Raw genomic sequence first — 25,733 nt, forward strand, 5'->3', positions numbered from 1 at the left:
ACGAGGCGGGTTGACCTGCCGCCCTGCGGCTCCGGGCCAACACGTGGCGGGACTAGCCGAGGAGGGTCTCCAGGTCCACGTGGTCCAGCCCGTGCGCCTCGGCGACCTCCTTGTAAACCACCTGGCCGTCATGGGTGTTGAGGCCCTTGGCCAGCGCGGCGTCGCGGCGCAGCGCCTCGACCCAGCCGCGGTTGGCCAGCTCCACGATGTAGGGCAGCGTGGCGTTCGTCAGCGCGTAGGTGGAGGTGTTCGGGACGGCACCGGGCATGTTGGCGACGCAGTAGAAGACCGACTCGTGGACCTTGAAGGTCGGCTCGGCGTGCGTGGTGGGCCGGGAATCCTCGAAGCAGCCGCCCTGGTCGATCGCGATGTCGACAAGGACACTTCCCGCCTTCATCCGGGAGACGAGCTCGTTGGTGACCAGCTTCGGAGCCTTGGCACCCGGGATGAGGACGGCGCCGACGACGAGGTCGGCCTCGAGGCAGGCCTTCTCCAGTTCGAAGGCGTTGGAGACGACGGTCTGGATCTTCGTGCCGAAGATCTTGTCCGCCTCCTTGAGCTTGTTGATGTCCTTGTCGAGCAGGGTGACGTGGAAGCCCAGGCCGATGGCGATCTGCGCGGCGTTCCAGCCGGACACGCCACCGCCGATGACGACGGCCTTGCCGGCCGGCACACCCGGGACACCGCCGGGCAGCACACCGCGGCCGCCGTTCGCCGCCATCAGGTGGTAGGCGCCGACCTGCGGGGCCAGTCGGCCGGCGACCTCGGACATGGGGGCGAGCAGCGGGAGCGCGCGGTTCGGCAGCTCGACCGTCTCGTACGCGATGGCGGTGGTCCCGGACTCCAGCAGGGCGTCCGTGCACTCCTTGGAGGCGGCCAGGTGCAGGTAGGTGAAGAGGATCTGGTCCTTGCGCAGACGGTGGTACTCCTCGGCGACCGGCTCCTTCACCTTGAGCAGCAGGTCGGCGGTGGCCCAGACCTCGTCGGCGGTGTCCAGGATCTGCGCACCCGCGCTGATGTACTCCTCGTCCGGGATCGAGGAGCCGACGCCGGCGTTCCGCTCGACGACGACCTGATGACCGTTGCGCACCAGCTCGTGCACGCCGGCGGGGGTGATGGCCACCCGGAACTCGTTGTTCTTGACCTCGCGGGGGATGCCGACCTTCACGTCGATCACGGTCCTTGGCTCAGAGAATGAGGGGCATTGCAACGCACACCCGGACGTGCAGGGGCACATCGGGAGACACCGCAGGAGAACGTGCGGCAGAGCCAGTCTAATGAAGGCCTTCCCTGTGTCTAGCCTTTCATTACATCAATCTTCAGCTGATGGACCGCGGATTTCGTAGGCGTTAGCTTCCTGTTCCGGCTCTGTCGCATCATCGTGGGCCTCCTCGCCCAGCAGGCGTTCGGCCGTTCCGCGGTGGAGACGGGCCGCCGCCGGGTCGCCGAGGTGCTCCAATGTGTCGGCGAGTCTGAGCTGCAGCGCCGCCTGGAGCCGTACGTCCTCGGCGTGGCGCGCCCACTCGACCGCCTCCTGGCAGGTACGCAGCGACTCCTCGGGCCGTCCGGCGTACTCCTGAACCCTCGCCAGCTCGCTCAACGCCCGCGCGTGGGCGGCCGCATCGCCGCTTCTGCGGTGCCCCGCGACCGCGGCACGCCACTGGCGCTGCGCCTCGCCGTAGCGGCCCGCGTACGTGTGGACGGCGCCGAGGCGCCCGTAGAGCCGGGCGGCGTCCGCGCGCTCGTCCCGGGCGAGCCGGTGGGCGAGCGCCCGGCCGTACCAGTCGGCCGCCCGGTCGTAGTCCCCGAGCTCCTGGTGTGCGCCGGCTACGGATTCCATTGCGCGGGCCGTCGCATACGGGTCGTTCCCCCGTCGTGCCGCGTCCAGCGCGGCCCGGTAGCGGGGCAGCGCCTCCGCTGTCCGGCCCGTCTGCACGTCCAGGTCCGCGAGGTTCAGCAGGGCCGCCGACTGCTCGCGGGGCAGGTCCCGGCGCTCGGCGACATCGAGGACCAGCCGGTGGATGCCGTACAGCTCGGGGGCGGCGGCCCGGGTGCCGAAGTGCGCGACCATGGCCCTCACCAGCGCGGCCATGAGGCGGCGGGCCAGCGTGTCCAGCTCGCCGTCGGCGACCGCGAGCCGGGCCGCGGCCAGCAGCGCGGGCTGCCGGACGCGCAGCCATTCCTCGGCCGCGCGGGGGGTCGCGAAGCGCAGGGCCTTGGGCAGCCCGGCGAGCTTCTCGCGGGCCTGCGGGCTGTCGGTCTCGGTGATCGCGCGGCAGGACTGGAGCAGCCGTACGGTCCGCTCCAGCATCCGCGCCCGGGCCAGCTGCAACTCGGCCGGGCGGTCCTGGCTCTCGCTGCGGGCGCGGAGCAGGGGGTGCAGACAGCCGGGGATCTCGAACAGCGACAGGGCGGCGTCCACGGGCCGCAGGAACCCGAGGGCCGCGAAGTCGTCGAGGACGGCACGGGCGTCCTCCACCGAGCAGCCGGCCAGTGCGGAGGCGGTGTGCGGATCGACGAGGCCGAGGGGGGCCAGGTGGAGCAGGCGCAGCATCCGCTGGGCGGTGCCCGGCAGTCCCGCGTACGCGAGCCGGAAGACCCGGTGCGGTGCCGGCCCGTCGTCGCCCTCGGCGCGCAGCTGCTTGGCCAGGTCGGCGACGCCGGCCTTGGGACGGGCACCCAGCCAGCCGCCGGCCAGGACGAGCGCGGCGGGCTGGCCGGCGCACTCCTCCACAAGACCCTCGGCGGCACGCGGGTCGACGGTGATGCGCACCGATCCGGTGAACCGGGTGAGGAGATCCAGCGCGGACTTGGTGTCGAGTCCGCCGAGGGTGCAGGGGCGCACGTCCGCGATCCCGGTCAGCGGCCCCTTGGAGACGGCCACGACCAGGCAGTCGGGCGCGTCCGGCAGCAGGGCGTCCACCTGCTCGGCGGTCACCGCGTCGTCGAGCAGGAGCAGCACCCGGCGTTCGGCCAGGCCCTCGCGCAGCGCCTGGGTCAGGTCGTCCTCGCCGGCTCCGGCCGGGGCCGGCAGGTCGAGGGCCGCCAGCAACGCGCGGGCGATGCGCTCGGCCGGTACGGGGGTGCCGTCGGGCTCACTGAGCCGGGCCCGCAGCACACCGTCCCGGTAACGGTGTGCGACCTGGCGCACCAGCTCCTCGGCGAGCGCCGTGCGCCCGAAACCGGAGCGGCCGGCGATGAGCAGCACACGGGCACGGGGTGCCTTGCGGCCGGAGAGGGTGTCCAGGCCCGCGCGTTCGATGTCGAGCAGGAGTTCCTTCAACTCCCGTGTACGGCCGAGGAACTGACCGTCCGTGGCGGGGGGACGCCGCTCGCCCTCCGACAGCTCGACGCCGCCTGCGTCCACCGCCTGATCCGCCACGGGCCACGCTCCCGTCCCACTGCGCACACGGGCCCGCCGGGCCTTGGGGCGGGTCGTTCCCAGAGCCTAGTTCACGCTCTGCGACGATCCGGGCCGAGCAGGGCAGGCACATCCCCCGATCGGATCAGGCGATCGTACGACCAGCACTGTCGGAGGGGGTGCCGGACCGTGAACGGGCCGGTTCCTCGCGTTCTCAGGACTCGAACGGCCGAGCGGGCCACGGCGCCTCGGCCGGGCGCAGGGCGTCCAGACCGTCGCCGTTCCGCGCGGCGACCAGCGAGAGGACGCCCACCACGAGGCAGTTGTTGTGCAGGTCGCCTGCCAGCACGCCCCGCACGAGGTCCTGGAGCGGGATCCGGGCCAGCTCCATGTCGGCCTCCTCGTCCTCCACCTCGAAGCGCTGTCCCTCGGCCTCGGACAGATCACGGGCGAGGAAGACGCGCACGGCCTCGTCGCAGCCGCCGGGGGTGGTGTAGACGTCGGTCAGCACCCGCCAGTCCTCGGCCTTGACGTGCGCCTCCTCGTACAGCTCGCGCTGGGCGGCGTGCAGCGGGTTCTCGCCGGGAACGTCGAGAAGCCCGGCCGGGATCTCCCAGAGCTTGTGGCGCACGGGGTGCCGGTACTGGTGGATGACCAGCACGCGGTCCTCGTCGTCCAGGGCGAGGACGGCCACCGAACCGGGGTGCACCTGGTAGTCGCGGCGGGCGACCGAACCGTCGGGCATCACCACGTCGTCGGTGCGGACGGAGGTCTTTTTGCCGACGAACGGGGTGTCGCTCGCCCTGACCTCCCACTCCTCGGGGGTGTCCTTGATCGTCATGTCGCCCTGTTCCTCCCACGCCCTTGCACACGACCGGGGCACGCCTCCCGAAGGACGCGCACCCCGGCCACCGTACAGCTCTCGCGCTACTTGCCGTTCTTCCGCTCCACGGCCGCCTTCACCAGGCCCGCGAACAGCGGGTGGGGCCGGGTCGGGCGGGAGCGCAGCTCGGGGTGCGCCTGCGTCGCCACCAGGTAAGGGTGCACTTCGCGCGGGTATTCGACGTACTCCACGAGCTTGCCGTCCGGCGACGTGCCGGAGAACACGACACCGGCCTTCTTCTCCAGCTCGGCGCGATAGGCGTTGTTCACCTCGTAGCGGTGACGGTGGCGCTCCTCGACGTACTCCTTGCCGTCGTACACCTCGCGCACGATCGAGCCCTCGGCCAACTTGGCCGGGTACATGCCCAACCGCATCGTGCCGCCCATGTCGCCCTCGCCCGCCACGATGTCGAGCTGTTCGGCCATGGTGGAGATGACCGGGTGGGCGGTCGCCGAGTCGAACTCGGTGGAGTTCGCGTCGGGGATGTCGGCCAGGTTGCGCGCCGCCTCGATCACGATGCACTGAAGGCCGAGGCAGAGTCCGAGCAGCGGGATCCTGTTCTCGCGGGCGTACTGGATGGCGCCCACCTTGCCGGAGACACCGCGATCGCCGAATCCGCCGGGGATGCAGATCGCGTCCACGTCGGACAGCTGCTTCCTGGCGCCGGCGGGGGTCTTGCAGTCGTCCGACGTGACCCACTTGATCTTCACCCGGGCCTTGTTGGCGAAGCCGCCCGCGCGCAGCGCCTCGGTCACCGACAGATAGGCGTCGGGCAGGTCGATGTACTTGCCGACCAGGGCGAGGGTGATCTCGTGGTCGGGGTTGTGGACCCGGTCGAGCAGGTCGTCCCAGGTCGTCCAGTCCACGTCGCGGAACGGCAGATCCAGCTTGCGGACGACGTAGGCGTCCAGGCCCTCGGTGTGCACGACCTTCGGGATGTCGTAGATGGAGCGGGCGTCGGGGCACGCCACGACCGCGGCCTCGTCGACGTCGCACATCAGCGAGATCTTGCGCTTGATCGCCGTCGGCACCTCGCGGTCGCAGCGCAGGACGATCGCGTCGGGCTGGATGCCGATGTTGCGCAGGGCGGCGACCGAGTGCTGGGTCGGCTTGGTCTTCAACTCGCCGGACGGGCCGATGTACGGCAACAGTGAGATGTGCACCACGAAGACGTTGTCACGACCGACCTCATGGCGGACCTGGCGCACGGTCTCCAGGAACGGCAGCGACTCGATGTCGCCCACCGTGCCGCCGACCTCGGTGATCACGACGTCCACCTCGTCGGTGGCCATGCGCCGGATGCGGTGCTTGATCTCGTTGGTGATGTGCGGGATGACCTGCACCGTGTCGCCCAGGTACTCGCCACGCCGCTCCTTGGCGATCACCGTCGAGTAGACCTGCCCGGTGGTGACGTTGGCGGAGCCGTCCAGGTCGCGGTCGAGGAAGCGCTCGTAGTGGCCGATGTCCAGATCGGTCTCGGCGCCGTCGTTCGTGACGAACACCTCACCGTGCTGGAAGGGGTTCATGGTGCCCGGGTCCACGTTCAGGTACGGGTCGAGCTTCTGCATGACAACACGAAGACCCCGCGCCTTGAGCAGCATGCCGAGGCTGGACGCCGTCAGGCCCTTGCCGAGCGAGGAGGCGACACCCCCGGTGACGAAGATGTGCTTGGTCGTCGTGGATTTGGGCGGCATGGCCAAGAGGGGGCTCCCGTGGTCGCGGTCTGGGTTGCGGGGCGGTCCACCCGCCGAAGGTTTCCGGAGGTGCCGTCGCTGCGGTTCGGGGGTTTCGTGCCCACCGGTCCACGGGCTACCAGAGTAACAGCGCCCGAGCATGACCGCTTCCGGCCACCCGCCGGACCCGTGTCACCATGGACGCGCGACACTCACCCGCGCCCCACTCGTTCGGCGCACTCGCGTTGCCCGGACCGGGACGCGGATCATGGAGGTGCGTCGTATCCTGCTCGGACACTCGCTGCCGAGCACTCCCCGGAAAACGGCACCACCCCCGCCCGTCACCGGAACAACAAGAGCTTGTCAGTTTGTTGAACATCGACCGCTTGCTTTCCGAATGGGTCGGTGAACAACGTCTGTCTCACCGACCCCATGACCGCAAAGAGCGACCGCCCCTCGTGGGCGACGTGGCCGTTCGACTGGAGTTCAATTGGCCGGGCGCATCGAAGACTATGCACTCATTGGAGACATGCAGACCGCGGCGCTGGTCTGCCGGGACGGCACCGTGGACTGGTTGTGCCTGCCCCGATTCGACTCCCATGCCGTCTTCGCAGGACTGCTCGGTACAGAGGAGCACGGCTTGTGGCGTCTGGGCCCCGCCCACGCCTCGGGCGCGCAGCCGCCCACGGCGACCCGGCGCTCCTACCGCGGCGACTCCCTGATCCTGGAGTCCGAATGGGACACCCCGCGCGGCACGGTCCGGGTCATCGACTTCATGCCGCCGCGTGACGGCGCCCCGCAGCTGATCCGGATCGTGGAGGGCGTCACGGGCCGGGTGCCGATGCGCTCCGCGCTGCGCATGCGGTTCTCCTACGGGCGTGTGGTGCCCTGGGTGCACAAGCACGAGGGACGCACCGTGGCCGTGGCAGGGCCGGACTCCGTGTGGTTCGACACCGAGGCCGAGACCTACGGCAAAGGCCTGACCACGTATGCGGACTTCACGGTCGCTCCGGGTGACCGGATCGCCTTCACCATCTCCTGGCAGCCCTCGCACCAGAAGCCGCCCTCGCTTCCCGAGCCCGAACAGTCGCTGGAGGCGGCCGAGGACTTCTGGCGCGAGTGGGTGGAGCACTGTACGTACCACGGTCCCTACCGCGAGGCCGTGGTCCGCTCGCTGATCACCCTCAAGGCCCTCACCTACGCGCCGACGGGCGGCATCGTGGCCGCGCCGACGACCTCGCTGCCCGAGGAGATCAGCGGCGTACGCAACTGGGACTACCGCTACACCTGGCTGCGGGACGCGGCGATCACCCTGTCGTCCCTGCTGCGCACCGGCTACCGCGAGGAGGCCCGCGCCTGGCGCGAGTGGCTGCTGCGGGCCGTGGCCGGCGATCCGGAGAACCTCCAGATCATGTACGGCATCGCGGGTGAGCGTGAACTGGGCGAGGCCGAGCTGGACTGGCTGCCCGGCTACGAGAACTCCGCGCCGGTACGCGTGGGCAACGGCGCCGCACACCAGTTGCAGCTCGACGTGTACGGCGAGGTCACCGAGGCCCTGCATCTGGCCCATATGACGGGCCTGGCGCGCAACGACTACGCGTCCCTGCTCCAGCTGAAGCTGATCCGCTACCTGGAGCAGCACTGGGACGAGCCGGACGAGGGCATCTGGGAGGTGCGCGGCCCCCGCCGCCACTTCGTGCACTCCAAGGTCATGGCCTGGGTGGCGGTCGACCGCACGATCAAGCTGATCGAGTCCGGCGACGCGGACGGCCCGCTGGAGAAGTGGCGCGAGCTGCGCGACGACATCCACCGGGACGTGTGTGAGAAGGGTTACGACAAAGAGCGCAACACCTTCACACAGTCCTACGGCTCCAAGGAGCTGGACGCCTCCCTGCTGCTGATCCCGCAGATGGGCTTTCTGCCGCCGGACGACAAGCGGGTGATCGGCACGATCGAGGCGATCCAGCGCGAGCTGTCCACCCCAGACGGTTTCATCCTGCGCTACCCGACCTCGGGCGCGGAGGAGGGTGTGGACGGACTGCCTGGCGACGAGGGCGCGTTCCTCGCCTGCTCCTTCTGGATGGCCGACGACCTGGCGATGATCGGCCGCGTGGACGAGGCCCGCAAGCTCTTCGAGAAGCTGCTCGCGCTGCGCAACGACCTGGGTCTGCTCGCCGAGGAGTGGGATCCGCGTCTGCAGCGCCAGGTGGGGAACTTCCCGCAGGCGTTCAGCCACGTGCCGCTGATCGACACCGCGCTGCGGCTGACCGCCTCGGGCGCGTACGGCGGCTGATCTCGCCTGTGCGGGGCCTGCGAGGCCCCGCACGCCGGCGGACAGGACCGGTGCGCGCCGCCCGCCTAGGCTGGGGGGAGATGTGTCCCTCGCTGGAAGGGGGCGGCTGGCATGGCTGCCCTTTCGAAGGCGGGCGCGGCGCTCGCCGCGCTCCGCTCGGATCTGGCAGGCGACGTCCACGCCCCGGGCGATGCGGGCTACGACGAGGCCCGGACCGTCTTCAACGCGACGATCGACCGCCGCCCGGCGGTGATCGCGCAATGCGAGGGGGAGGCCGACGTCGTCCGGGCGGTGCGCTTCGCCCGGGAGCTGGATCTGAAGATCGCCGTGCGCGGTGGCGGGCACAGCGTCGCCGGGATGGCGCTGTGCGACAACGGTCTCGTCGTCGATCTGCGCCGGATGCGCGAGGTCACGGTCCACCCCGGTTCCGCGTCGGTGCGGGTCGGGGGCGGTGCCGTGATGAGCGACCTGGACCGCGCCACGCAGCCGCACGGGCTCGCGACCACCGGCGGCCGGGTCTCCACCACCGGGGTCGGCGGCTTTGTGCTCGGCGGCGGCAACGGCTGGCTCGACCGGCCGTTCGGCCTCGCCGTCGACAACCTGCTCGGCGTCGAGCTCGTGACCGCCCAGGGCGACACCGTGCTCGCCACCGGCGAGGAGAATCCCGAGCTCTTCTGGGCCCTGCACGGCGGCGGTGGCAACTTCGGCATCGCCACCGCGCTCACACTCAGGCTGCACGAACTGCCCGAGTTCTCCATCGCCCTGCTGATGTTCCTGCCCGAGACCGGCCCCCACGCGGTGCGGACCTTCCGCGACGTCGTCACCACGGGCCCGCCGGAGGTGGGCGGTGCCGTGCTGTACGTCACGGCACCGCCCGAACCGTTCGTCCCCGGGCACCTGGTCGGTTCGCTGCTGTGCACCGCCCTCGTCACGTACACCGGCGGCGAGGAGGATCTGCGCAAGCTCGCCCGACCGCTGCTGGCGCTGCCGCACGAGTGCGAGGTCGTCTCGACGATGCCGTACGCCGACGTCCAGTGCATGCTCGACGGCCCGCCGGGGCTGCGGAACCACTGGTCGGTCGAGTACGTGAGCGCCCTGCCCGACGAGCTGGTCGACGTCTTCTGCTCGCGCGCCCGCTCGATGCCCGTGCCCTCGGCCAGTCAGCAGGTGCTCTTCCCGCAGGGCGGCGCGATCGCAGCCGGGCCCGCCGAGTACCCGGTCCCCTACCGGGACGCGCCGTGGACCGTGCACCCTTTCGGCGTCTGGGAGGATCCGGCGGACGACGAGCGGGCGCTGCGGTGGGTCAGGGACGTGTGTGCGGACGCCCGGCCCTGGCGCACGGGCGCGGTGTACCTCAACTTCATCGGGGACGAGGGCAGGGACCGGGTGGTGGCCGGCCTCGGCACCGGGAACTTCAACCGGCTGGCCCGGATCAAGCGGCAGTACGACCCGGACAACGTGTTCCGGTACAACCACAACATCCCGCCCGCCTGACGGGCCCGCGGTGCGCCCGGCGTGTGCCCGCGGGTAGCGTCACCGCATGGACAGCCGTCACGAGCCACGGGGCACCGAGGGCGCCGGGATCACGGTGCAGCGGGCGCTGGAGCTGCCCGGGCTGCGCAGCGGGCTGCCGGAGGTGCTGGCCGGCGCCGATCGGCTGAACCGCACGGTGCGCTGGGTGCACGCGGGCGAGGTCCCGAACATCGCCTCGCTGCTCAAGGGCGGCGAGCTGCTCCTGACCACGGGCTACGGTCTCGGCACCCGCCCCGCCGACCAGCGCGCGTTCGTCCGCACACTCGCCGAACGCGGCATCGCGGCCCTGGTCGTGGAGCTGGGCACGCGTTTCACCCGGCTGCCCGCCGCCCTCGTCGAGACGGCCCGCACCACGGGTCTGCCGCTCGTGCAGCTGCACCGCGAGGTGCCGTTCGTGACCGTCACCGAGGAGATCCACACCGAGATCGTCAACGGCCACTACGCGCTGCTCCAGCGGGCCGAGGAGGTGCACCGCCGCTGCACCGAGGCGCTGCTCGGGGGTGGCGGGGTGCCCCAGGTCCTGCGGATCCTGGCCGACTTCGGCGGCAACCCCGTGTTCCTCGAGACCGCCGACGGGCAACTGCTGTACGCGGCCGGGACGGGACCCGCCGACACCGACCCGCTCCAGGTGTGGGAGGGCCTGCGCGGTCAGCACAAGGACGCTCCCCCGGCCGGCACGGTCCTCGTGGACGTGCCCGGCGGCGGGCCCGCCACGGGTTCCGTCCGGGCGCGGCTGGTGCTGCTGCCGGTGGGTACGCCGACGGCGCCGGTGCACCGAATGGCCGCGGAGCGGGCCGCGGGCGTCCTGGCCGTCGTACTGATGCAGGCCCGGCAGGAGGAGGAGCTGGCCGCGCGCGGGCGAGGCGACTTCCTCACCGACCTCGCCGAGGGCCGTGTCGCCGCGGAGGACGCGCCCGCGCAGGCCCGGGTGCTGGGCTTCAAGCCGGGTGCAGGGCCTCTGCTGCCCGTCGTGATGCGGCTGGCGGACGGCCTCGACCCGGGGGGCGGCGGGTGGGCTGTCCTGGCAAGGGCGGTCGCGGAGGAACTGGCCGCGGTGGGTGTGCCCGTGCTGCTGGGCGTACGGCCGGTGGAGGGCAGGGTGCTGCTGCTGTTGAAGCTGCGCTCGGAGGCGGAGCGTCCGGCGATCGCGGACCGGGTGGCCGCCGCGCTGCGGGCCGGTGTCGAGCGGGCGGGCATACAGCGGCCGGGGGTGCGGCCGCCGGTGGTGGTGGTCGGTGCGGCGGGCGGCTGGGCGGCGGCGTCGGCGGGACTGCGGCACGCGGCGGAGACGGCGACGGCGGCGCAGGGGCTGCCGGAGCACTCCTGGTACGACGCCCGCCGTCTCGACATCGACCTCCTGCTGTGGCGCCTGCGGGACCATCCCGACCTCGCGGCCTTCGTGGACCGCGCGATCGGTCCGCTGCGCGACCACGACCGCCGCTCCAAGCCGCCGCTGCTGCCCACGCTGGAGACCTATCTGGCACACGCGGGCCGCAAGGCGGAGACGGCCCGCGAGCTGCACCTGAACCGGCAGACGCTCTACAACCGGCTGGCGAGGATCGGCGAGTTGCTGGGCACGGACCTCGACGACCCGCAGACCGTCCTGACCCTCAGCCTGGCGCTGCGGGCGCGCAGACACGTGCGCCGCCTGCCTCAGACGTAGGGCAGGACCTGCGTCAACTCGTCGTACACACTGAGTACTTGGGCCACCGTCTCGTCCTCGGTTGGCCAGGTGGCGGCCTGAGCCGTGCCCTTGTCCCGCAGCAGCGCCCGGCGTCCGGGGTCGTCGAGAAGCCGTACGACGGCGCCGGCGAGCGCGTCCGCGTCGCCGTACGGGACCAGTTCGGCCGCGTCCCCGACGAGTTCGCGGATACCGCCGACATCCGTGGCGACGAGCGGCACACGGGCGTGCAGGGCCTCCTGGGCGAGGACCGACCGGGACTCCCAACTGGTCGGCAGCAGGGCGAGATCGGCGGCCGCAAGCAGTTCCGCGACGTCCTCGCGCCGCCCGATCAGCCGTACCGGCAGCGACTCGTCCTCGATGCGCCGCTGGAGCACGGTCCGCAGCGGGCCCTCCCCCGCGACGACGACCAGGGGAGCCGGTTCGAGGCGGCGCCAGGCGCGCGCGGCGTCGAGCAGTACGTCGTATCCCCGGTGCCGGTCGAGGCTGCCGACGGCCATGAGCAACGGCCGGTCGGTGGCGCCGAGTTCGGCCCGGGTCTTGGAACGCAGCCGATCGGGGTCGTCTTCGTGCTCGACCGGGGTGCGATGGGCGGGCAGGGCGACGGCGGCGAGCCGGGCGTCACGGGCACCCCGGCGGCGTGCCCGGTCGACCAGGTCGGAGGACGTGCCGAGGACGACGGACGCGGCCCTGGCCACGCGTCGTTCGAGGAGGCGTACAACAGCGGCGCGGGCGCCCTCGGCGTGCGCCCGCGTGTGCCATGTGACGACGAGCGGGACGGGGCGGCCGCTGAGCGCGAGCGCGGCGCGCAGGCCCGCGTGCAGCCCGTGCGCATGCACCAGGTCCGCCTCGCCGCAGGCGATGCGGAGGGCGGCGAGGGCGGCGGGCTCCGTGCTGCGGGGCACCGGGACGTGCCGGCCCCCCACGCCGGAGAAGTCGTAGAGGCGTTCGGCCTCGACGGGGGCGCACACGATCACGCCCACCCCTCGGGCGACCAGCCCCGAAGTCAGCGTGCGCACGTGCGCACTGCTGCCCGCGCTGCCTCCGCCGAGCACCTGCACGGTGCGCAGCGGCGACCGTCCGTGCAGTGAAGGGCTGCTCGCAAGGCTCACGGGGCCTGGGCTCCTGGTTCGGCTTCGGACGGTCACGAGGAAACGTACAGAAGGATCGCGCGCTGGGGGTGGACCGCGCGAGGTGCTCCGCGGACGACTCAAGGATGCCAGGGCGCGGGCGTGTTGCGGCACCGGCGGAGGCGCGGGACGGGGGCGGATCCAACCGTCGGGGACGGACACGGTCACTCACATGGATGAAGAGCGTAGCGAGTCGGACCGCACTTGTGCCGCAGACCCGGACAATCCGTCGACCCGGGTGTCACCCCGTGCCCCACGACCTCGCCGCCGCACTCACCCTCTCCCCGTACGCGGCCGCGGCCACCAGGACCGCCGCATGGACGAGCGGTCCGGCTCGCCGTCCCCCGCGAGCGGAGCCCCGTGCGCGCGGGGCCGCCCATCCGGCGACGGCGGCGGCACCGAGGGCGGCGCCGAGAGCGTGTGCCCCCGTGTCGCCGATCATCACACGTTCACCGAGGTCGTCCGCGAGGACGGCCGTCGCCGCGCCTGCCGCGGCGGCGGAGAGCTCCCCGGCCGCGCCGTGGTGCAGCAGCCCGAGGGTGCCCAGCACGGCCACCGCCCCCGCGGCACGTCCCGGTCGTACGTCGACGAGGTTGACGAGATGGGCGGTCCCGGCGATCACGACCGAGGCGAGCACCGTGTCCAGCGGCCGCTTCCGCAGCACGGCGCCCGTGGCCAGCGCGGCCGCGGAGATCCCGAACAGCTTCACGGCACCGCTGCTGACCTCGCCGTCCCGCAGGGCCGACAGATGCGCCCGGAAGCCTCGCCGGGGGTCCCCGGCGCCCGCGATGTCGTCGTAGGCACCGCAGAGACCGGCGGCGAGCACGGCCGCCCCCACGGCGGGACGTGTCCTCCCGGCCGCGAGCGCGGTGGCGGCGGCCACCGCGGGCCCCGCGTACAGCCCGACGGTGCGCCCGACGTGGTTCTTCCGCTCCCAGCGGCCGCGCCCGCCAGGAGCTGTGGCGCGCAGTGCGGCCGTGGCGGTCCGGGTGACGGCCGCGGCGAGTGCGAACGAGGCGGTCCTGCCCGTGCAGCTGATCATCCGGACACCCTAAGGGGCCCGTCCGTCAGGCGTCCGCGCGTGCCGTCGCCAGCAGCTCCTCCGCATGCGCCCGGGCCGTCTCCGAGTCCTCCTGCCCGGCCAGCATCCGGGACAGCTCCCTGATGCGGTCCTCGCCCTCGAGGACCTTCACGCCCGACCTCGTCACCGACCCGTCGTTGCGCTTCTCCACCAGCAGCTGCCGGTCGGCGAACGCCGCCACCTGCGGCAGATGGGTGACGACCACGACCTGCGCGGTCTTCGCGAGCCGCGCGAGACGCCGCCCGATCTCCACTGCCGCCTTGCCGCCGACGCCCGCGTCGACCTCGTCGAAGAGGTACGTCGGCACGGGGTCGGTCCCGGCGAAGACGACCTCGACGGCGAGCATGACTCGCGACAGCTCACCACCCGAGGCGCCCTTGGCGATGGGCCGCGGCGGCGCACCGGGGTGGGGTGCGAGCAGCAGCTCGACCTCGTCGACACCCGACGGGCCGTAGGCGACCGTGCGTCCACCGACCTCGACACCCTCGGGGTCGTCCGTCTGCCGGAGCTCGAACGACACCCGCGCGTGCGGCATGGCGAGCGAGGCCAGCTCGGCGGTTACGGCGGCGGCGAATCGCTCGGCCGCCTCCGTGCGCGCGTCCGTCAACGCCTGCGCCAGACCACCCAGTTCGGTGCGCAGCGCGTCCCGCTCGGCGGTCAGCTCCCCGATCCGCTCGTCGTCGCCGTCGAGTTCGGTCAGCCGTACGGCGCCCTGCTCGGCCCAGGCGAGGACCGAGGCGATGTCCTCGCCGTACTTGCGGGTCAGCGCGTTCAGTGCGGCCCGCCGCTCCTCGACGGCGGCCAGTCGCAGCGGATCCGCGTCCAGGTCGTCGGCGTAGCCGGCCAGCTCGCCGGCCACGTCGCCGAGCAGGATGCCGATCTCGCCGATCCGGTCGGCGAGCCCCGACAGCGCCGGATCGTGCGACCGCACCGCCTCCAGGGCCCGGTGCGCGCCCGCCACCAGGGTGGCCGCGTCGACGCCCTCGGGGTCCTCCGGATTGCCCGCGAGCGCCGCGTGCGCGGACGTCGCGGCCGAGGCGAGCGCCTCCGCGTGCCCGAGCCGCTCCGCCTCCTCGGCCAGTTCGACGTCCTCGCCCGCGCGCGGCTCCACAGCCGCGATCTCCTCGAGCCCGAAGCGCAGCATGTCGGCTTCCTGGGCCCGCTCACGGGCGCGTGTGGTGATCTCCTCCAGCTCCACGGAGACCGCCCGCAGCCTGCGGTACGCCTCCCCGTACTTGGCCTGCGGAACCGCCACCGCGTCACCTGCGTACCGGTCCAGTGCCTGCCGCTGGCGGGACAGCTTCAGCAGCCCCTGCTGGTCCGTCTGCCCGTGCACGGCCACCAGTTCGTCGGCCAGCTCCGCGAGCACCCCGACGGGCACGGAACGTCCGCCCAGATGGGCCCGCGAGCGTCCTTCGGCGGACACGGTGCGGCTGATCAGCAGCGCTCCGTCGTCGAGCTCGGCCCCGGCCTCCTCGGCGCGTACGGCGACGGAGGCGCCCTCGGGCATGGTGATCCGCCCCTCCACGACCGCGCTCTTCGCCCCGATCCGGACGAGGGCCGGGTCGGCGCGCCCGCCGAGGAGCAGGCCGAGGCTGGTGACGACCATGGTCTTGCCCGCGCCCGTCTCACCGGTCACGGCGGTGAAGCCGGGCGACAGCTCCACGACCGCGTCGTCGATGACTCCGAGCGACCGTATCCGCATCTCCTCCAACACGGAGAAGACCTTACGAGGTCGGGCGGGGGATGTGCGAGCGGCCCATGTCACTCCCGAGAGGTACACCGCGCCCGGGAGGGGCGCGGTGTCATCACGTCGGGTGCCTGCGCCGCGCGGAGGAAGGCAACTTCGGACGGCCCGCGCCCGGGAACCGGCCCGGCGGACGATCAGTGCGGCCGGCCCCGCCACCCCGAGACCGGGAGCGCGAACTTGGCCACCAGGCGGTCGGTGAACGACGCATGGTGCAGGCGGGCCAGCCGCACCGGCACGGCTCCTCGCCGCACCTCCACGCGCGCCCCCTGGGGCAGCTCCACCATCCGCCGACCGTCGCACCACAGCACACCGTGCGGGGTGTCCGGCTGCACCTCCACGGCGAGCACGGAGTTCGGCGAGGTCACCAGCGGCTTGGCGAACAGCGCGTGTGCGCTGATGGGCACCATGAGCAGCGCCTCCACCTCCGGCCACACCACGGGACCGCCGGCGGAGAACGCGTACGCGGTCGAACCGGTGGGGGTGGCGCACACGATGCCGTCGCAGCCGAACCCGGTCACCGGCCGTCCGTCGATCTCCAGGACGACCTCGAGGAGCTTCTCGGCCGAGACCTTCTGCACGGCGGCCTCGTTCAGCGCCCAGTCGGTGTGGACGATGTCGCCGTTCTTGTGCACGACGACGTCGACGGTCATGCGCTCCTCGACCTCGTAGGCCTTCATCACGACCCGGTCCACGACCCGGTCGAGGTCGTCGCGCTCGGCCTCGGCGAGGAAGCCGACGCGGCCGAGGTTGACGCCGAGCATCGGCACACCGGATGCGCGGGCGAACTCGGCGCCGCGCAGCAGCGTGCCGTCGCCGCCGAGCACGATGAGCAGCTCACACCCGTCCAGACACTGCGGGGTGGCCTCCTTGACGAGTTCCACCTCGTCCGGAAGGGGCAGGTCCTCGGCCTCCGTCTGCAGGACGCGCACCCCGATCCCGCAGCGCAGCAGACCCTTGACCACGAGTTCCGCGCTGCGGATCGCCGCGGGCCGCCCGGTGTGGGCGAGCAGGAAAACAGTACGAGCTCGGTTGTCGGTCACCGCGGCCCCTCCGCCACTGCACGGTCAACGTCGGCCGGGTCCAGTGCGGGTGCTCCGGCACGCAGCCACAGAAAGTACTCGACGTTGCCCGACGGTCCGGGCAACGGGCTCGCCGTCACACCCTGCACGCCGAGCCCCAGTTCCGCGGCTCGTCCGGCCACCCCGCACACGGCCTCGGCGCGCAGCTGCGGGCTGCGGACGACCCCGCCGCTGCCCAGCCTTTCCTTCCCCACTTCGAACTGGGGCTTGACCATCATCACCAGGTCGGCGTCCGGCTTCGCGCACCGCACCAGGGCGGGCAGCACCAGTCCGAGCGGGATGAAGGAAAGATCCCCCACAACAAGATCCACAGGCTCCCCATCGATCGCTTCGAGCGTCAACTCGCGTACGTTCGTACGGTCCTTGACGGTGACGCGTTCATCACTTCGGAGAGTCCAGGCGAGCTGTCCGTATCCGACGTCGACGGCGACGACATGGGCGGCACCCGCCCGCAGCAGGACATCGGTGAAGCCGCCGGTGGACGCGCCGGCGTCGAGCGCACGCCGGCCCTCGACCGCGAGGCCCTGCGGCACGAACGCCTTGAGCGCGCCCGCCAGCTTGTGGCCGCCCCTCGACACGTAGTCGGGGTCGCTGCCGTCCTGCGCGACGACGATGGCCGCGGCGGTCTCCACCTGACTGGCGGCCTTGGTGGCGACGGTCTTGCCGACGGTGACCCGGCCCGCGGCGATCAGCTGGCCGGCGTGCTCGCGCGAGCGCGCGAGTCTCCGGCGGACCAGCTCCGCGTCCAGACGGCGGCGTGCGACTCCTGCCACGTTCGGTCAGCTCCTGTTCCCCTGCGTCGGATCGGAAGGTGTGCCCCGTAGGGTCTCATCGGCCGGTGGGACCCGGCCGATGGACGGGGGCCGCAGGCCCCTGCCGGGCGTCGAGCGCGGTCAGCGCGTCCCGCAGCCCCCCGTGTACATCCTCGTACACCTCCACGTGTCCGTCCGTGGCGAGGTGGTCGGCGTCGGACAGCCGCTCCAGCCGGTCGTCGACATCGGCGTTGCCGGTGGGGGTCCTGGGCACGTTCAGCGGGGCGGGCGCGGCCGGGTCGTCCTCGGGCTCATTGACGGATTCGCCCGGAAGGTCCGGGTCCGCCGGCGCTGACTCCGCCGGGACCCCGGCCTCGGGCACAGTGTCGCTCATGCCCCGACGCTACCCCGAACCCCTGGGGTACCGTCGCTGACGATGGCGACGATTGAGGAGTGCCGCAGCGCACTCGACAAGCTCTCGGACAATCTGGCGGGCGCCGAAGGCGACGTGCATGCGGCGGCGGCTCTGGATCGCTCGCTCAGCTGCCATGTCACCGATCTGGACATCACCTTCGTCGGCCGCCTCAGAGACGGCCGGATCGAGGTGCTCGACACGGTCCAGGGACCACCCCCGGACAAGGCCCAGATCCGGCTGGCGATGACCGGGGACGACCTGGTGGCGATGGTCGACGGCGAGCTGCACTTCGCGAAGGCCTGGGGCTCGGGCCGGGTGAGGCTGGAGGCGTCCCTGCTCGATGTGTTCCGGCTCAGGAAGCTCCTGTAGCCCCCGCAGGGCCGCCGGCGGCCCTGCCCGCGTCAGGGGAGGCCTCCGCCGCGGCCGCACGGGTGCGTGTCCCGCGTGCCGCCGGCACCACCAGTGGCGTCCCCGTCTCCGGGTCGTCGATGACCTGGCAGCGCAGCCCGAACACCTCCTCCACCAGTTCGGCCCTGACGATGTCCTTCGGGGCGCCCTCGGCGATCACCTTCCCCTCGCGCAGGGCGATGAGGTGGGTGGCGTAGCGGGCGGCGTGGTTCAGGTCGTGCAGCACCGCGACCAGCGTCCGTCCCTGTTCCTCGTGCAGCTCCGCGCACAGGTCGAGCACATCGATCTGGTGCTGGATGTCCAGGTAGGTGGTCGGCTCGTCGAGCAGCAGCAGCGGGGTCTGCTGGGCGAGCGCCATGGCGATCCACACGCGCTGCCGCTGACCACCGGAGAGCTCGTCGACGTAGCGGTCGGCGAGCCCGGCGACACCCGTGCGCGCCATCGACTCCCGTACCACCCGCTCGTCGTCCGCCGACCACTGGCGCAGGATCCCCTGGTGCGGATAGCGGCCACGGCCCACGAGGTCGCCGACGGTGATCCCGTCGGGCGCGATCGAGGACTGCGGCAGCAGGCCGAGGGTCCGTGCCACCTTCTTCGCCGGCATCGACTGGATCAGCTGGCCGTCGAGCAGCACCCGGCCCCGGGACGGCTTGAGCATCCGGGACAGGGCGCGCAGCAGCGTGGACTTGCCGCAGGCGTTCGGGCCGACGATCACGGTGAAGGAGTTGTCGGGGATCTCCAAGGACAGCTGTTCTGCGATCACGCGCTGGTCGTAGGCGAGGGTGACGTCGTCGGCGGCCAGGCGGTTCACGGTGCTCCTCTTGTCGTTCGTTACGGGTCCGCGCGCGGCGCTCATATGCGGCCCGCCCGGCGTTCGGTGACCAGCAGGCCCAGCAGATAGAAGCCGCCGAGGACGCCCGTGACGACGCCGACGGGCAGTTGGTCCGCGCCGAAGACCCGCTGGGAGGCCCAATCGGCGACGATCAGCAGCGCGGCCCCCATGACCATGGAGGGCACCAGGTTCGGGCCGGGTGAGCGGGTCAGCCGGCGGGCGAGTTGCGGCGCGGTCAGCGCCACGAAGCCAACCGGGCCCGCGGCGGCGGTCGCGCCGGCGGTGAGCAGTACGGCGGACACCATGAGCAGCAGCCGTACCTGCTCTACGCGCACTCCGAGGGCGTACGAGACGTCGTCGCCCATCTCCATCATCCGCAGCCCCCGCGCGTTGCCCAGGACGAGCGGTACGAGAACGCAGACCAGTGCGAGCAACGGCCACACCTGGTCCCAGTCGCGGCCGTTGAGGGAGCCGGTCATCCAGACGAGCGCGCGGGCCGCGTCGACGATGTCGGCCTTGGTGAGCAGATAGCCGTTGACCGCCGTGACGATCGCGGACACGCCGATGCCGACCAGGACCAGCCGGTAGCCGTGCACACCCCGCTTCCAGGCCAGCAGATAGATGGCGAGTCCGGTCACCAGCCCGCCCACCAGGGCACCGGCGGCGACCTGGGTGGCGCTCCCGGAGAACAGCACGATCATCACAAGCGCCCCGGCCGTCGAACCCTGTCCGAGACCGAGCACGTCGGGGCTCCCCAGAGGGTTGCGGGAGACGGACTGGAACAGCGCACCGCCCAGCCCGAGCGAGGCCCCGACCAGCAGCCCCACGAGCACACGCGGCAGGCGCAGTTCGGTGATGATGAACTCCTGGCCCGGCTTGCCGTCGCCGGCCAGCGTCCTGAGGACGTCCCCGGCCGGGATCGGGAAGTCGCCGGTGCCGATCAGCACGACACTCGCGACGAGCGCGGCCGCCAGGAGCAGGACGACGACGGTGCACGCGCGCACGTCCAGACGCAGCGAGAGCCCGCCCGGCGTGCGCAGGCTACGGATGTCCTTCACAGCTGCGCCGTCCTCCGCCGTCGTACGAGGAAGATGAAGACCGGGCCGCCGAGGACCGCGGTCACGATTCCGACCTGGAGCTCCGCTGGCCGGGCGACGATGCGGCCGACCACGTCGGCGCCGAGCAGCAGCACAGGCGACAGGACGGTCGCGTACGGCAGGATCCAGCGCAGGTCCGGGCCGGTGAAGGACCGTACGACGTGCGGGACCATCAGGCCGACGAACACGATGGGCCCGCACGCGGCCGTCGCGGCGCCGCACAGCACGGTGGCGGCGGCCATGGACAGGGCACGGGTGCGGTTGAGGTGGGCGCCGAGGGCGCGGGCGGTGTCGTCGCCCATCGCCAGGGCGTTCAGCGGGCGCGCCAGCGCCAGCGCGAGGACCGTCCCGGCCACGAGGAACGGCAGGACCTGGGTGATGGTCGCGTCCGTCGCCGAGGCCAGGGACCCGACGGTCCAGAAGCGCATCTTGCCGAGCGCCGCGTCGTCCATGATCATCACGGCCTGGAGATAGCCGTAGAGCGCGGCGCTGATCGCGGTGCCGGCAAGCGCCAGCCGCACCGGTGTGGCGCCGCGGCTGCCGCCGAGGAACCACACCAGGGCCCCGACGGCGGCCGCGCCGAGGAAGGCGAACCACACGTACCCGCTCAGGCTGGTGACGCCGAAGAAGGTGATGGCGGTGACGACGGCGGCGGAGGCGCCCGCGTTGATACCGAGAAGACCGGGATCGGCGAGCGGATTGCGGGTGAGCGCCTGGAGCACGGCACCGGACAGGCCGAGCGCCGCCCCCGCGAGCAGCCCGAGGACGGTGCGCGAGAGCCGGTCGCCCACCACTACGTCCGCATACGTGCCCGAATCATGGAACAGACCGTGCCAGACCTGGGCCGGTGACAGCCCTTTCGCGCCGATCGCGATGCTCGCCAGCACGACGAGGGCCAGGATCACGACGGAGACGAAGAGCCCGAGGGCCCGTATCGCCCGGCGGTTCGGGGGCGCGGGGGCGGTCTCCGCGCGCGGTTCGGGGGGACTGTCGACCAACACGCAGTTAGGTTAGCCTACCCTCGCCATCCCCCTCGACGGGCGGCCGCCTTCCCCCTCACAGCCCCAGCCGGGCCAGCGCCTTCCCGCCGTCCAGCCGGCACACACCCCCGCCCGCCGCCGTCCACGCCGCCGCGCACAGCGCCCGCAGCCCGTCCAGGGTCTCCCCCTCGCCCTCCAGCCGGAGACTCCCCGACGCCTCCCCCGCGGCGGATGAGGCGTCCGCCGCCGTCCAGCCCCCGCAGCGGAACCCGCCGTCCACCGCGAGCACCTCCGGCTGCCCGGTCAGCAGCCCGCGCAGATCCGCGTCCACATACGTCGGCCGGTGCTGCGGGGGGGCGGCGAGCAACTGGGCGCCGTCCGTCACGCCCGTCAGCACGAGCAGCGAATCGACCCCGCCGTTGAACGCGCCCTCGATGTCCGTGTCCAGCCGGTCCCCGACCACCAGCGGCCGCTCCGCACCGGTCCGCAGGATCGTCTCCCGGTGCATCGGCGGCAGCGGCTTGCCCGCCACCTGCGGCTCGGCACCGGTGGCGATCCGTACGACCTCCACGGCCGCCCCGTTGCCCGGCGCGATCCCGCGCGCGCTCGGGATGGTCAGATCGGTGTTGGACGCGAACCACGGCAGGCCGCGCGCGACGGCGTAGCAGGCCTCCGCGAACCGCCCCCAGGGCAGGTCCGGCCCGCCGTACCCCTGCACCACGGCCGCGGGGTCGTCGTCGGCCGACTCGACGGGCTCGAGCCCCCGCTCCCGCAGGGCGACGCGCAGGCCCTCACCGCCGACGACCAGGACACGCGATCCCGCGGGCAGTTGCTCACCGATCAGCCGGGCCACCGCCTGCGCCGATGTGATGACGTCCGGGGCCTTCGTCGGTATCCCCAGCTCCGTGAGATGGCCGGCCACCGCGTCCGGTGTGCGCAACGCGTTGTTCGTGACGTACGCCAAATGCATTCCGCCCGCACGGGCGGTGTCGAGCGACGCCACGGCGTGCGCGATCGCGTTCCCGCCCGCGTACACAACCCCGTCCAGGTCGAGCAACGCCGTGTCGTACGCCGCGCTCAGGGGGCGCGCACTGCCCTCGGGCCGCGTCCTGACGGTCTGGCTCATTGGGCATCGCTCCTCGTTCGTTTGCTTCACCCGAATCATCGCGCATCGCGCCGACACAACTACGATGCATCAATGAACACTGCAGGTCCCGGGCACGTACCGGCGCACATGGGCCTTGAACTGACCCCGTTCCGTGGCCTGCGCTATGACCCCGACCGCGTCGGCAGCCTCGCCGCGGTCACCTCTCCGCCGTACGACGTCGTCGTTCGCCCGGACGGAGTGCTCCACCTCGAATCGGCCGATCCGCACAACATCGTCCGGCTGATCCTGCCCCAGGCGTCGACCCCCACGGCACGCAACAAGCAGGCCGCGAACACCCTGCGCCGCTGGGTCACCGAAGGCGTCCTGACGACGGACGACCAGCCCGGCCTCTACGTCTACGAACAGCGCGGTGCCGGACTGGTGCAGCGGGGCGTCATCGGCGCGCTGCGCGTGTCGCAGCCGTCGGACGGTGTGGTCCTCCCCCACGAGGACGTGATGCCGCATGTCGTCGCCGACCGGGCGGCCCTGATGCGCGCGACCTCGGCCAACCTGGAACCTCTGTTGCTCACTTACCGCGGCGACGGGGACGAGGCGGGGGCGGCGGCCACAATCGAACGCACCGCCGAACGCCCACCGCTGCTGTGCACCACCACCGAGGACGGTTTCAGCCATCGCCTCTGGGCGGTCACGGATCCCGCCGAGCTCGAGCGCATCCAGACGGACCTGGCACGGCACCAGGCCCTGATCGCCGACGGCCACCACCGCTGGGCGACCTATCTGCGTCTACGCGGGGAGCACGCCTCGCCCAGTCCCTGGGACTACGGCCTCGTCCTCCTGGTCGACACGGCCCGCTATCCGCTGCGGGTCCGGGCGATCCACCGCCTCCTGCACCGTCTTCCGGTCGCCGAGGCGCTGTCCGCGCTCTCGGGGCTGTTCCGGGTGCGCCAACTGCACACCCCGCTGAACGAGGCCCTGGAGACGCTGGCCGACGCGTCCTGTGCCGGCAACGCGTTCCTGCTGGCGGGCGACGGCGCCTTCCACCTGGTCGACAAGCCGTCCCCGGACCTCCTGGCCCGCACGGTCCCGCTGGACCGGCCGGAGGCCTGGCGCACCCTCGACGCGACCGTGCTGCACAACGCGCTGCTCGAGCATGTCTGGCGCATCCCCGACGACTCCCCGGAACACATCGCCTATATCCACGACACCGCCGCGACGGTCGAGAAGGCCGAGCGCGACGGTGGTACGGCCGTGCTGTTGCACCCAGTCCGCGAGGAGGTCGTACGCGAGCTGGCCCGGCAGGGCGTGACGATGCCGCGCAAGTCGACATCGTTCGGTCCCAAGCCGGCGTCGGGGCTGGTGCTCCGGGCGCTGACGCCTCCCGACGCGCTCTGAGCGCGGACGGGGCGGGATCCTTGCCCGGATCCCGCCCCGTCACGCGCCTCGACCTGGAGTCGGGTCAGCTCTCGTCGTCCTCGTGGTCGCCGTCCCGCTCACCCGGAACAGGCTCGTCCGACGAGGACCGCACGCCCTCGTCGTCGACCGCGTCGTCGGGGGCGTCGTCGTCGAGGGCGTCGACGAACTCCACTCCGTCCAGCTCGGCGAGTCGGTCGGAGGCGTCCGTGCTGCCGTCCTTGTCGGCCTCGACGGCCTTGGCGAACCACTCGCGCGCCTCACGCTCCCGTCCTGCGGCCAGGAGCGCGTCGGCGTACGCGTACCGCAGCCGCGCGGTCCACGGCTGCACGGAGTTGGAGGCCAGCTCCGGGCTCTGCAGCGTGACGATGGCGGCGTCCAGCTGGCCCATGTCGCGGCGCGCACCGGCCGCGACCAGCCGCATCTCGACCTGACCCGCCTTGTCGAGCTTGTGCACCTCGGGCGCACCCGCCATGTCGAGCGCCTTCTCGGGCCGGCCGAGGCCGCGCTCGCAGTCGGCCATCACGGGCCACAGCTCGATGTCCCCGGTCATGCGCCGGGCGGCCCGGAACTCGGCCAGGGCCTCGCCGTACTTCTGGTTGGCGTACGCCGCGAAGCCTGCCGCCTCACGCACGGCCGCGACACGGGACGCCAGGCGCAACGCCACCTTGGAGTACCCGTACGCGCCTTCGGGGTCCTCGTCGATGAGCCGCGCGATCATCACCAGGTTCTTGGCGACGTCCTCCGCGAGCGTCTTGGGAAGGCTCTGCAGCTCCTGCCGAACGTCCCTGTCGAGCTCCTCGCCGGAGACGTCCTCGGGAATCGGCAGCCGCTTGATCGGCTCGCGGTCACGGTCCCGCTCGTCACGGAAGCGGCCGCCACCGCTCCGGTCGTCACGCCCGCGGAAGCCGCCGGGGCGACCGCCGCGCTCGTCGCGACGGGGACCGCGCGCACCGCGCTCGTCGCGTCCTCGGAAGCCGCCGCGGTCACCGCGGCTGTCGTCACGGCGCCCGTAGCCGCCCCGGTCGTCGTCGCGCCGGTAGGCGGGCCGGTCGCCGTAGCCACCGCGGTCGTCACGACGGTCACCCCGGCCGTCCTCACGACGGCCGTGGCCACCACGGTCGTCGCGACGGTCGTCACGTCCGCGGAAGCCACCACGGTCGTCGCCCCGGCGATCGTCGCGGCGGTCGTCACGGCGACCGTAGCCGCCCCGGTCGTCGTCGCGGCGGTCGTCGCGGCGACCGTAGCCGCCCCGCTGATCGTCACGGCGGAAGGCGCGGTCGCGGTCGTCACGGCGGTCACCGCGACTGTCGTCACGACGGCCGTAGCCACCCCGGTCGTCGTCGCGGCGGCCATGACCACCCCGGTCGTCGCGACGGTCGTCACGCCCGCGGAAGCCACCACGGTCATCACCACGGCTGTCGTCACGGCGACCGTAGCCACCGCGGTCGTCGCGACGGTCGTCACGTCCGCGGAAGCCACCACGATCGTCACCACGCCGGTCGTCACGCCGGTCGTCACGACGGCCGTACCCACCACGATCGTCGTCGCGGCGGGGGGCCGGACGATCGTCGCGGCGGGGGGCCGGACGGTCACCGTCGCGGCGGAAGCCCCGGTCCCGATCGTCACGGCGCGGGGCACCGGGCCGGTCGTCACGCCGGAAGGGCGGACGTCCACCGCGGTCGCCGTAGCCACCGCGGTCATCCCGGCGGATCCCGCCACGATCGCCGCGATCGCCGTCCCGACGGTCATCCCTGCGGTCGTCGCGACGGTCGTCACGTCCGCGGAAGCCACCACGGTCGTCGCCCCGGCTGTCGTCACGCCGGCCGTACCCACCGCGGTCGTCGTCGCGCCGGTAGGCGGGCCGGTCGCCGTATCCACCGCGGTCGTCACGACGGTCACCCCGGCCGTCCTCACGACGGCCGTGGCCACCACGGTCGTCGCGACGTACCCCTCCGCGATAACCGCCTCGGTCACCACTGTCCCGGCGGCGCTGGTCGCGCTCAGGACGCTCGTCGGGAGAGTTGGTGGACATGGTGACTCCTGTCTTCGGTACCGCAAGTCATTCTCGCGCAGCCGAGTACCCGGCGCGCTCCGGAAAAACAAAAAGGACCTCTGGCCCCAGCAAGTCGCTGGGACCAGAGGTCCTCCAAAGATTGTTCGGCGGCGTCCTACTCTCCCACAGGGTCCCCCCTGCAGTACCATCGGCGCTGAAAGGCTTAGCTTCCGGGTTCGGAATGTAACCGGGCGTTTCCCTCACGCTATGA

At 72.3% G+C, this 25,733-nt stretch carries 20 protein-coding genes and 1 rRNA gene; 5 read left to right on the plus strand and 16 right to left on the minus strand.

The genetic code is table 11. The features are described from left to right. Positions 1 to 52: 52 nt before the first annotated feature. The 4 genes from ald to ADL25_RS02095 all read right to left on the minus strand — a co-directional run bounded on the left by ald (position 53) and on the right by ADL25_RS02095 (position 5,938). Positions 53 to 1,177, minus strand: a complete 1,125-nt coding sequence (gene ald / locus ADL25_RS02080; RefSeq protein WP_059125819.1) for an alanine dehydrogenase — start codon at positions 1,175 to 1,177, stop codon at positions 53 to 55. Between the two features lie 135 nt (positions 1,178 to 1,312). Further along, on the minus strand, positions 1,313 to 3,382 hold the full coding sequence (locus tag ADL25_RS02085; protein WP_059125820.1) for a tetratricopeptide repeat protein: 2,070 nt from the start codon (positions 3,380 to 3,382) through the stop codon (positions 1,313 to 1,315). A gap of 193 nt (positions 3,383 to 3,575) precedes the next feature. Then, the gene (locus ADL25_RS02090; RefSeq protein WP_059125821.1) at positions 3,576 to 4,202 is read right to left on the minus strand and encodes an NUDIX domain-containing protein; all 627 of its coding nucleotides are present in this window, start codon (positions 4,200 to 4,202) and stop codon (positions 3,576 to 3,578) included. 86 nt (positions 4,203 to 4,288) lie between these two features. After that, a complete protein-coding gene (locus ADL25_RS02095) occupies positions 4,289 to 5,938 on the minus strand; it encodes a CTP synthase (protein ID WP_059125822.1) in 1,650 nt (549 codons plus the stop codon). Between the two features lie 469 nt (positions 5,939 to 6,407). On the opposite strand from ADL25_RS02095, the gene ADL25_RS02100 reads away from it, so the two are divergent. The 3 genes from ADL25_RS02100 to ADL25_RS02110 all read left to right on the plus strand — a co-directional run bounded on the left by ADL25_RS02100 (position 6,408) and on the right by ADL25_RS02110 (position 11,406). Further along, positions 6,408 to 8,210 (plus strand): glycoside hydrolase family 15 protein, encoded by a 1,803-nt coding sequence (locus ADL25_RS02100; RefSeq protein ID WP_059125823.1) that lies wholly within the window; start codon positions 6,408 to 6,410, stop codon positions 8,208 to 8,210. 111 nt (positions 8,211 to 8,321) lie between these two features. Continuing rightward, positions 8,322 to 9,704, plus strand: a complete 1,383-nt coding sequence (locus tag ADL25_RS02105; protein WP_059125824.1) for an FAD-binding oxidoreductase — start codon at positions 8,322 to 8,324, stop codon at positions 9,702 to 9,704. 46 nt (positions 9,705 to 9,750) lie between these two features. Beyond that, the gene (locus ADL25_RS02110) at positions 9,751 to 11,406 is read left to right on the plus strand and encodes a PucR family transcriptional regulator (protein ID WP_059125825.1); all 1,656 of its coding nucleotides are present in this window, start codon (positions 9,751 to 9,753) and stop codon (positions 11,404 to 11,406) included. Here ADL25_RS02110 and ADL25_RS02115 read toward each other — a convergent pair. The 6 genes from ADL25_RS02115 to ADL25_RS02140 form a co-directional block, all read right to left on the minus strand. Further along, positions 11,397 to 12,536 carry a glycosyltransferase family 4 protein gene (locus ADL25_RS02115; RefSeq protein ID WP_059125826.1) on the minus strand — a complete coding sequence of 380 codons (1,140 nt, stop codon included), beginning with the start codon at positions 12,534 to 12,536 and terminating at the stop codon, positions 11,397 to 11,399. The genes ADL25_RS02110 and ADL25_RS02115 overlap by 10 nt on opposite strands. Before the next feature lie 259 nt (positions 12,537 to 12,795). Beyond that, positions 12,796 to 13,596 (minus strand): hypothetical protein, encoded by an 801-nt coding sequence (locus ADL25_RS02120; RefSeq protein WP_059125827.1) that lies wholly within the window; start codon positions 13,594 to 13,596, stop codon positions 12,796 to 12,798. 25 nt (positions 13,597 to 13,621) lie between these two features. Next, the gene (recN, locus tag ADL25_RS02125) at positions 13,622 to 15,340 is read right to left on the minus strand and encodes a DNA repair protein RecN (RefSeq protein WP_059125828.1); all 1,719 of its coding nucleotides are present in this window, start codon (positions 15,338 to 15,340) and stop codon (positions 13,622 to 13,624) included. A gap of 179 nt (positions 15,341 to 15,519) precedes the next feature. Continuing rightward, complete coding sequence (locus tag ADL25_RS02130; protein WP_059125829.1) at positions 15,520 to 16,425, minus strand: NAD kinase; 906 nt, start codon at positions 16,423 to 16,425, stop codon at positions 15,520 to 15,522. Further along, a complete protein-coding gene (locus tag ADL25_RS02135; RefSeq protein ID WP_059125830.1) occupies positions 16,422 to 17,237 on the minus strand; it encodes a TlyA family RNA methyltransferase in 816 nt (271 codons plus the stop codon). Before ADL25_RS02135 ends, ADL25_RS02130 begins: the two co-directional genes overlap by 4 nt. A gap of 55 nt (positions 17,238 to 17,292) precedes the next feature. Next, positions 17,293 to 17,610 (minus strand): hypothetical protein, encoded by a 318-nt coding sequence (locus tag ADL25_RS02140; RefSeq protein ID WP_079050116.1) that lies wholly within the window; start codon positions 17,608 to 17,610, stop codon positions 17,293 to 17,295. A gap of 42 nt (positions 17,611 to 17,652) precedes the next feature. Between ADL25_RS02140 and ADL25_RS02145 the strand changes: the two genes are divergently transcribed. After that, entirely contained in the window at positions 17,653 to 18,000 is a 348-nt protein-coding gene (locus ADL25_RS02145) for an SCP2 sterol-binding domain-containing protein (RefSeq protein ID WP_059125832.1), read from the plus strand. Here the strand turns inward: ADL25_RS02145 and ADL25_RS02150 are convergent. The 4 genes from ADL25_RS02150 to ADL25_RS02165 are packed head-to-tail and all read right to left on the minus strand — an operon-like array spanning position 17,984 to position 22,074. Next, entirely contained in the window at positions 17,984 to 18,895 is a 912-nt protein-coding gene (locus ADL25_RS02150) for an ABC transporter ATP-binding protein (RefSeq protein ID WP_079050117.1), read from the minus strand. The two genes, ADL25_RS02145 and ADL25_RS02150, sit on opposite strands and share 17 nt — an antisense overlap. Next, positions 18,892 to 19,929 (minus strand): FecCD family ABC transporter permease, encoded by a 1,038-nt coding sequence (locus ADL25_RS02155; RefSeq protein WP_059125834.1) that lies wholly within the window; start codon positions 19,927 to 19,929, stop codon positions 18,892 to 18,894. Before ADL25_RS02155 ends, ADL25_RS02150 begins: the two co-directional genes overlap by 4 nt. Then, positions 19,926 to 20,969, minus strand: coding sequence for a FecCD family ABC transporter permease (locus tag ADL25_RS02160; protein WP_059125835.1), 1,044 nt, complete (start codon positions 20,967 to 20,969; stop codon positions 19,926 to 19,928). The genes ADL25_RS02155 and ADL25_RS02160 overlap by 4 nt, the downstream gene beginning before the upstream one ends. A 55-nt stretch (positions 20,970 to 21,024) precedes the next feature. Beyond that, positions 21,025 to 22,074: an HAD hydrolase-like protein gene (locus ADL25_RS02165; RefSeq protein ID WP_059125836.1), complete on the minus strand. Its 1,050-nt coding sequence runs from the start codon at positions 22,072 to 22,074 to the stop codon at positions 21,025 to 21,027. A 72-nt stretch (positions 22,075 to 22,146) separates the two neighbouring features. Between ADL25_RS02165 and ADL25_RS02170 the strand changes: the two genes are divergently transcribed. Further along, entirely contained in the window at positions 22,147 to 23,448 is a 1,302-nt protein-coding gene (locus ADL25_RS02170) for a DUF1015 domain-containing protein (RefSeq protein ID WP_059125837.1), read from the plus strand. A gap of 64 nt (positions 23,449 to 23,512) precedes the next feature. Here the strand turns inward: ADL25_RS02170 and ADL25_RS49605 are convergent, their stop codons facing one another. Continuing rightward, the gene (locus ADL25_RS49605; protein WP_234380294.1) at positions 23,513 to 24,295 is read right to left on the minus strand and encodes a tetratricopeptide repeat protein; all 783 of its coding nucleotides are present in this window, start codon (positions 24,293 to 24,295) and stop codon (positions 23,513 to 23,515) included. Between the two features lie 1,329 nt (positions 24,296 to 25,624). Beyond that, positions 25,625 to 25,733: ribosomal RNA gene (gene rrf, locus ADL25_RS02185) — 5S ribosomal RNA — on the minus strand; the annotation flags it as partial.

It is taken from the genome of Streptomyces sp. NRRL F-5122 (assembly GCF_001507435.1).
GTDB classification, from domain to species: domain Bacteria; phylum Actinomycetota; class Actinomycetes; order Streptomycetales; family Streptomycetaceae; genus Streptomyces; species Streptomyces lannensis.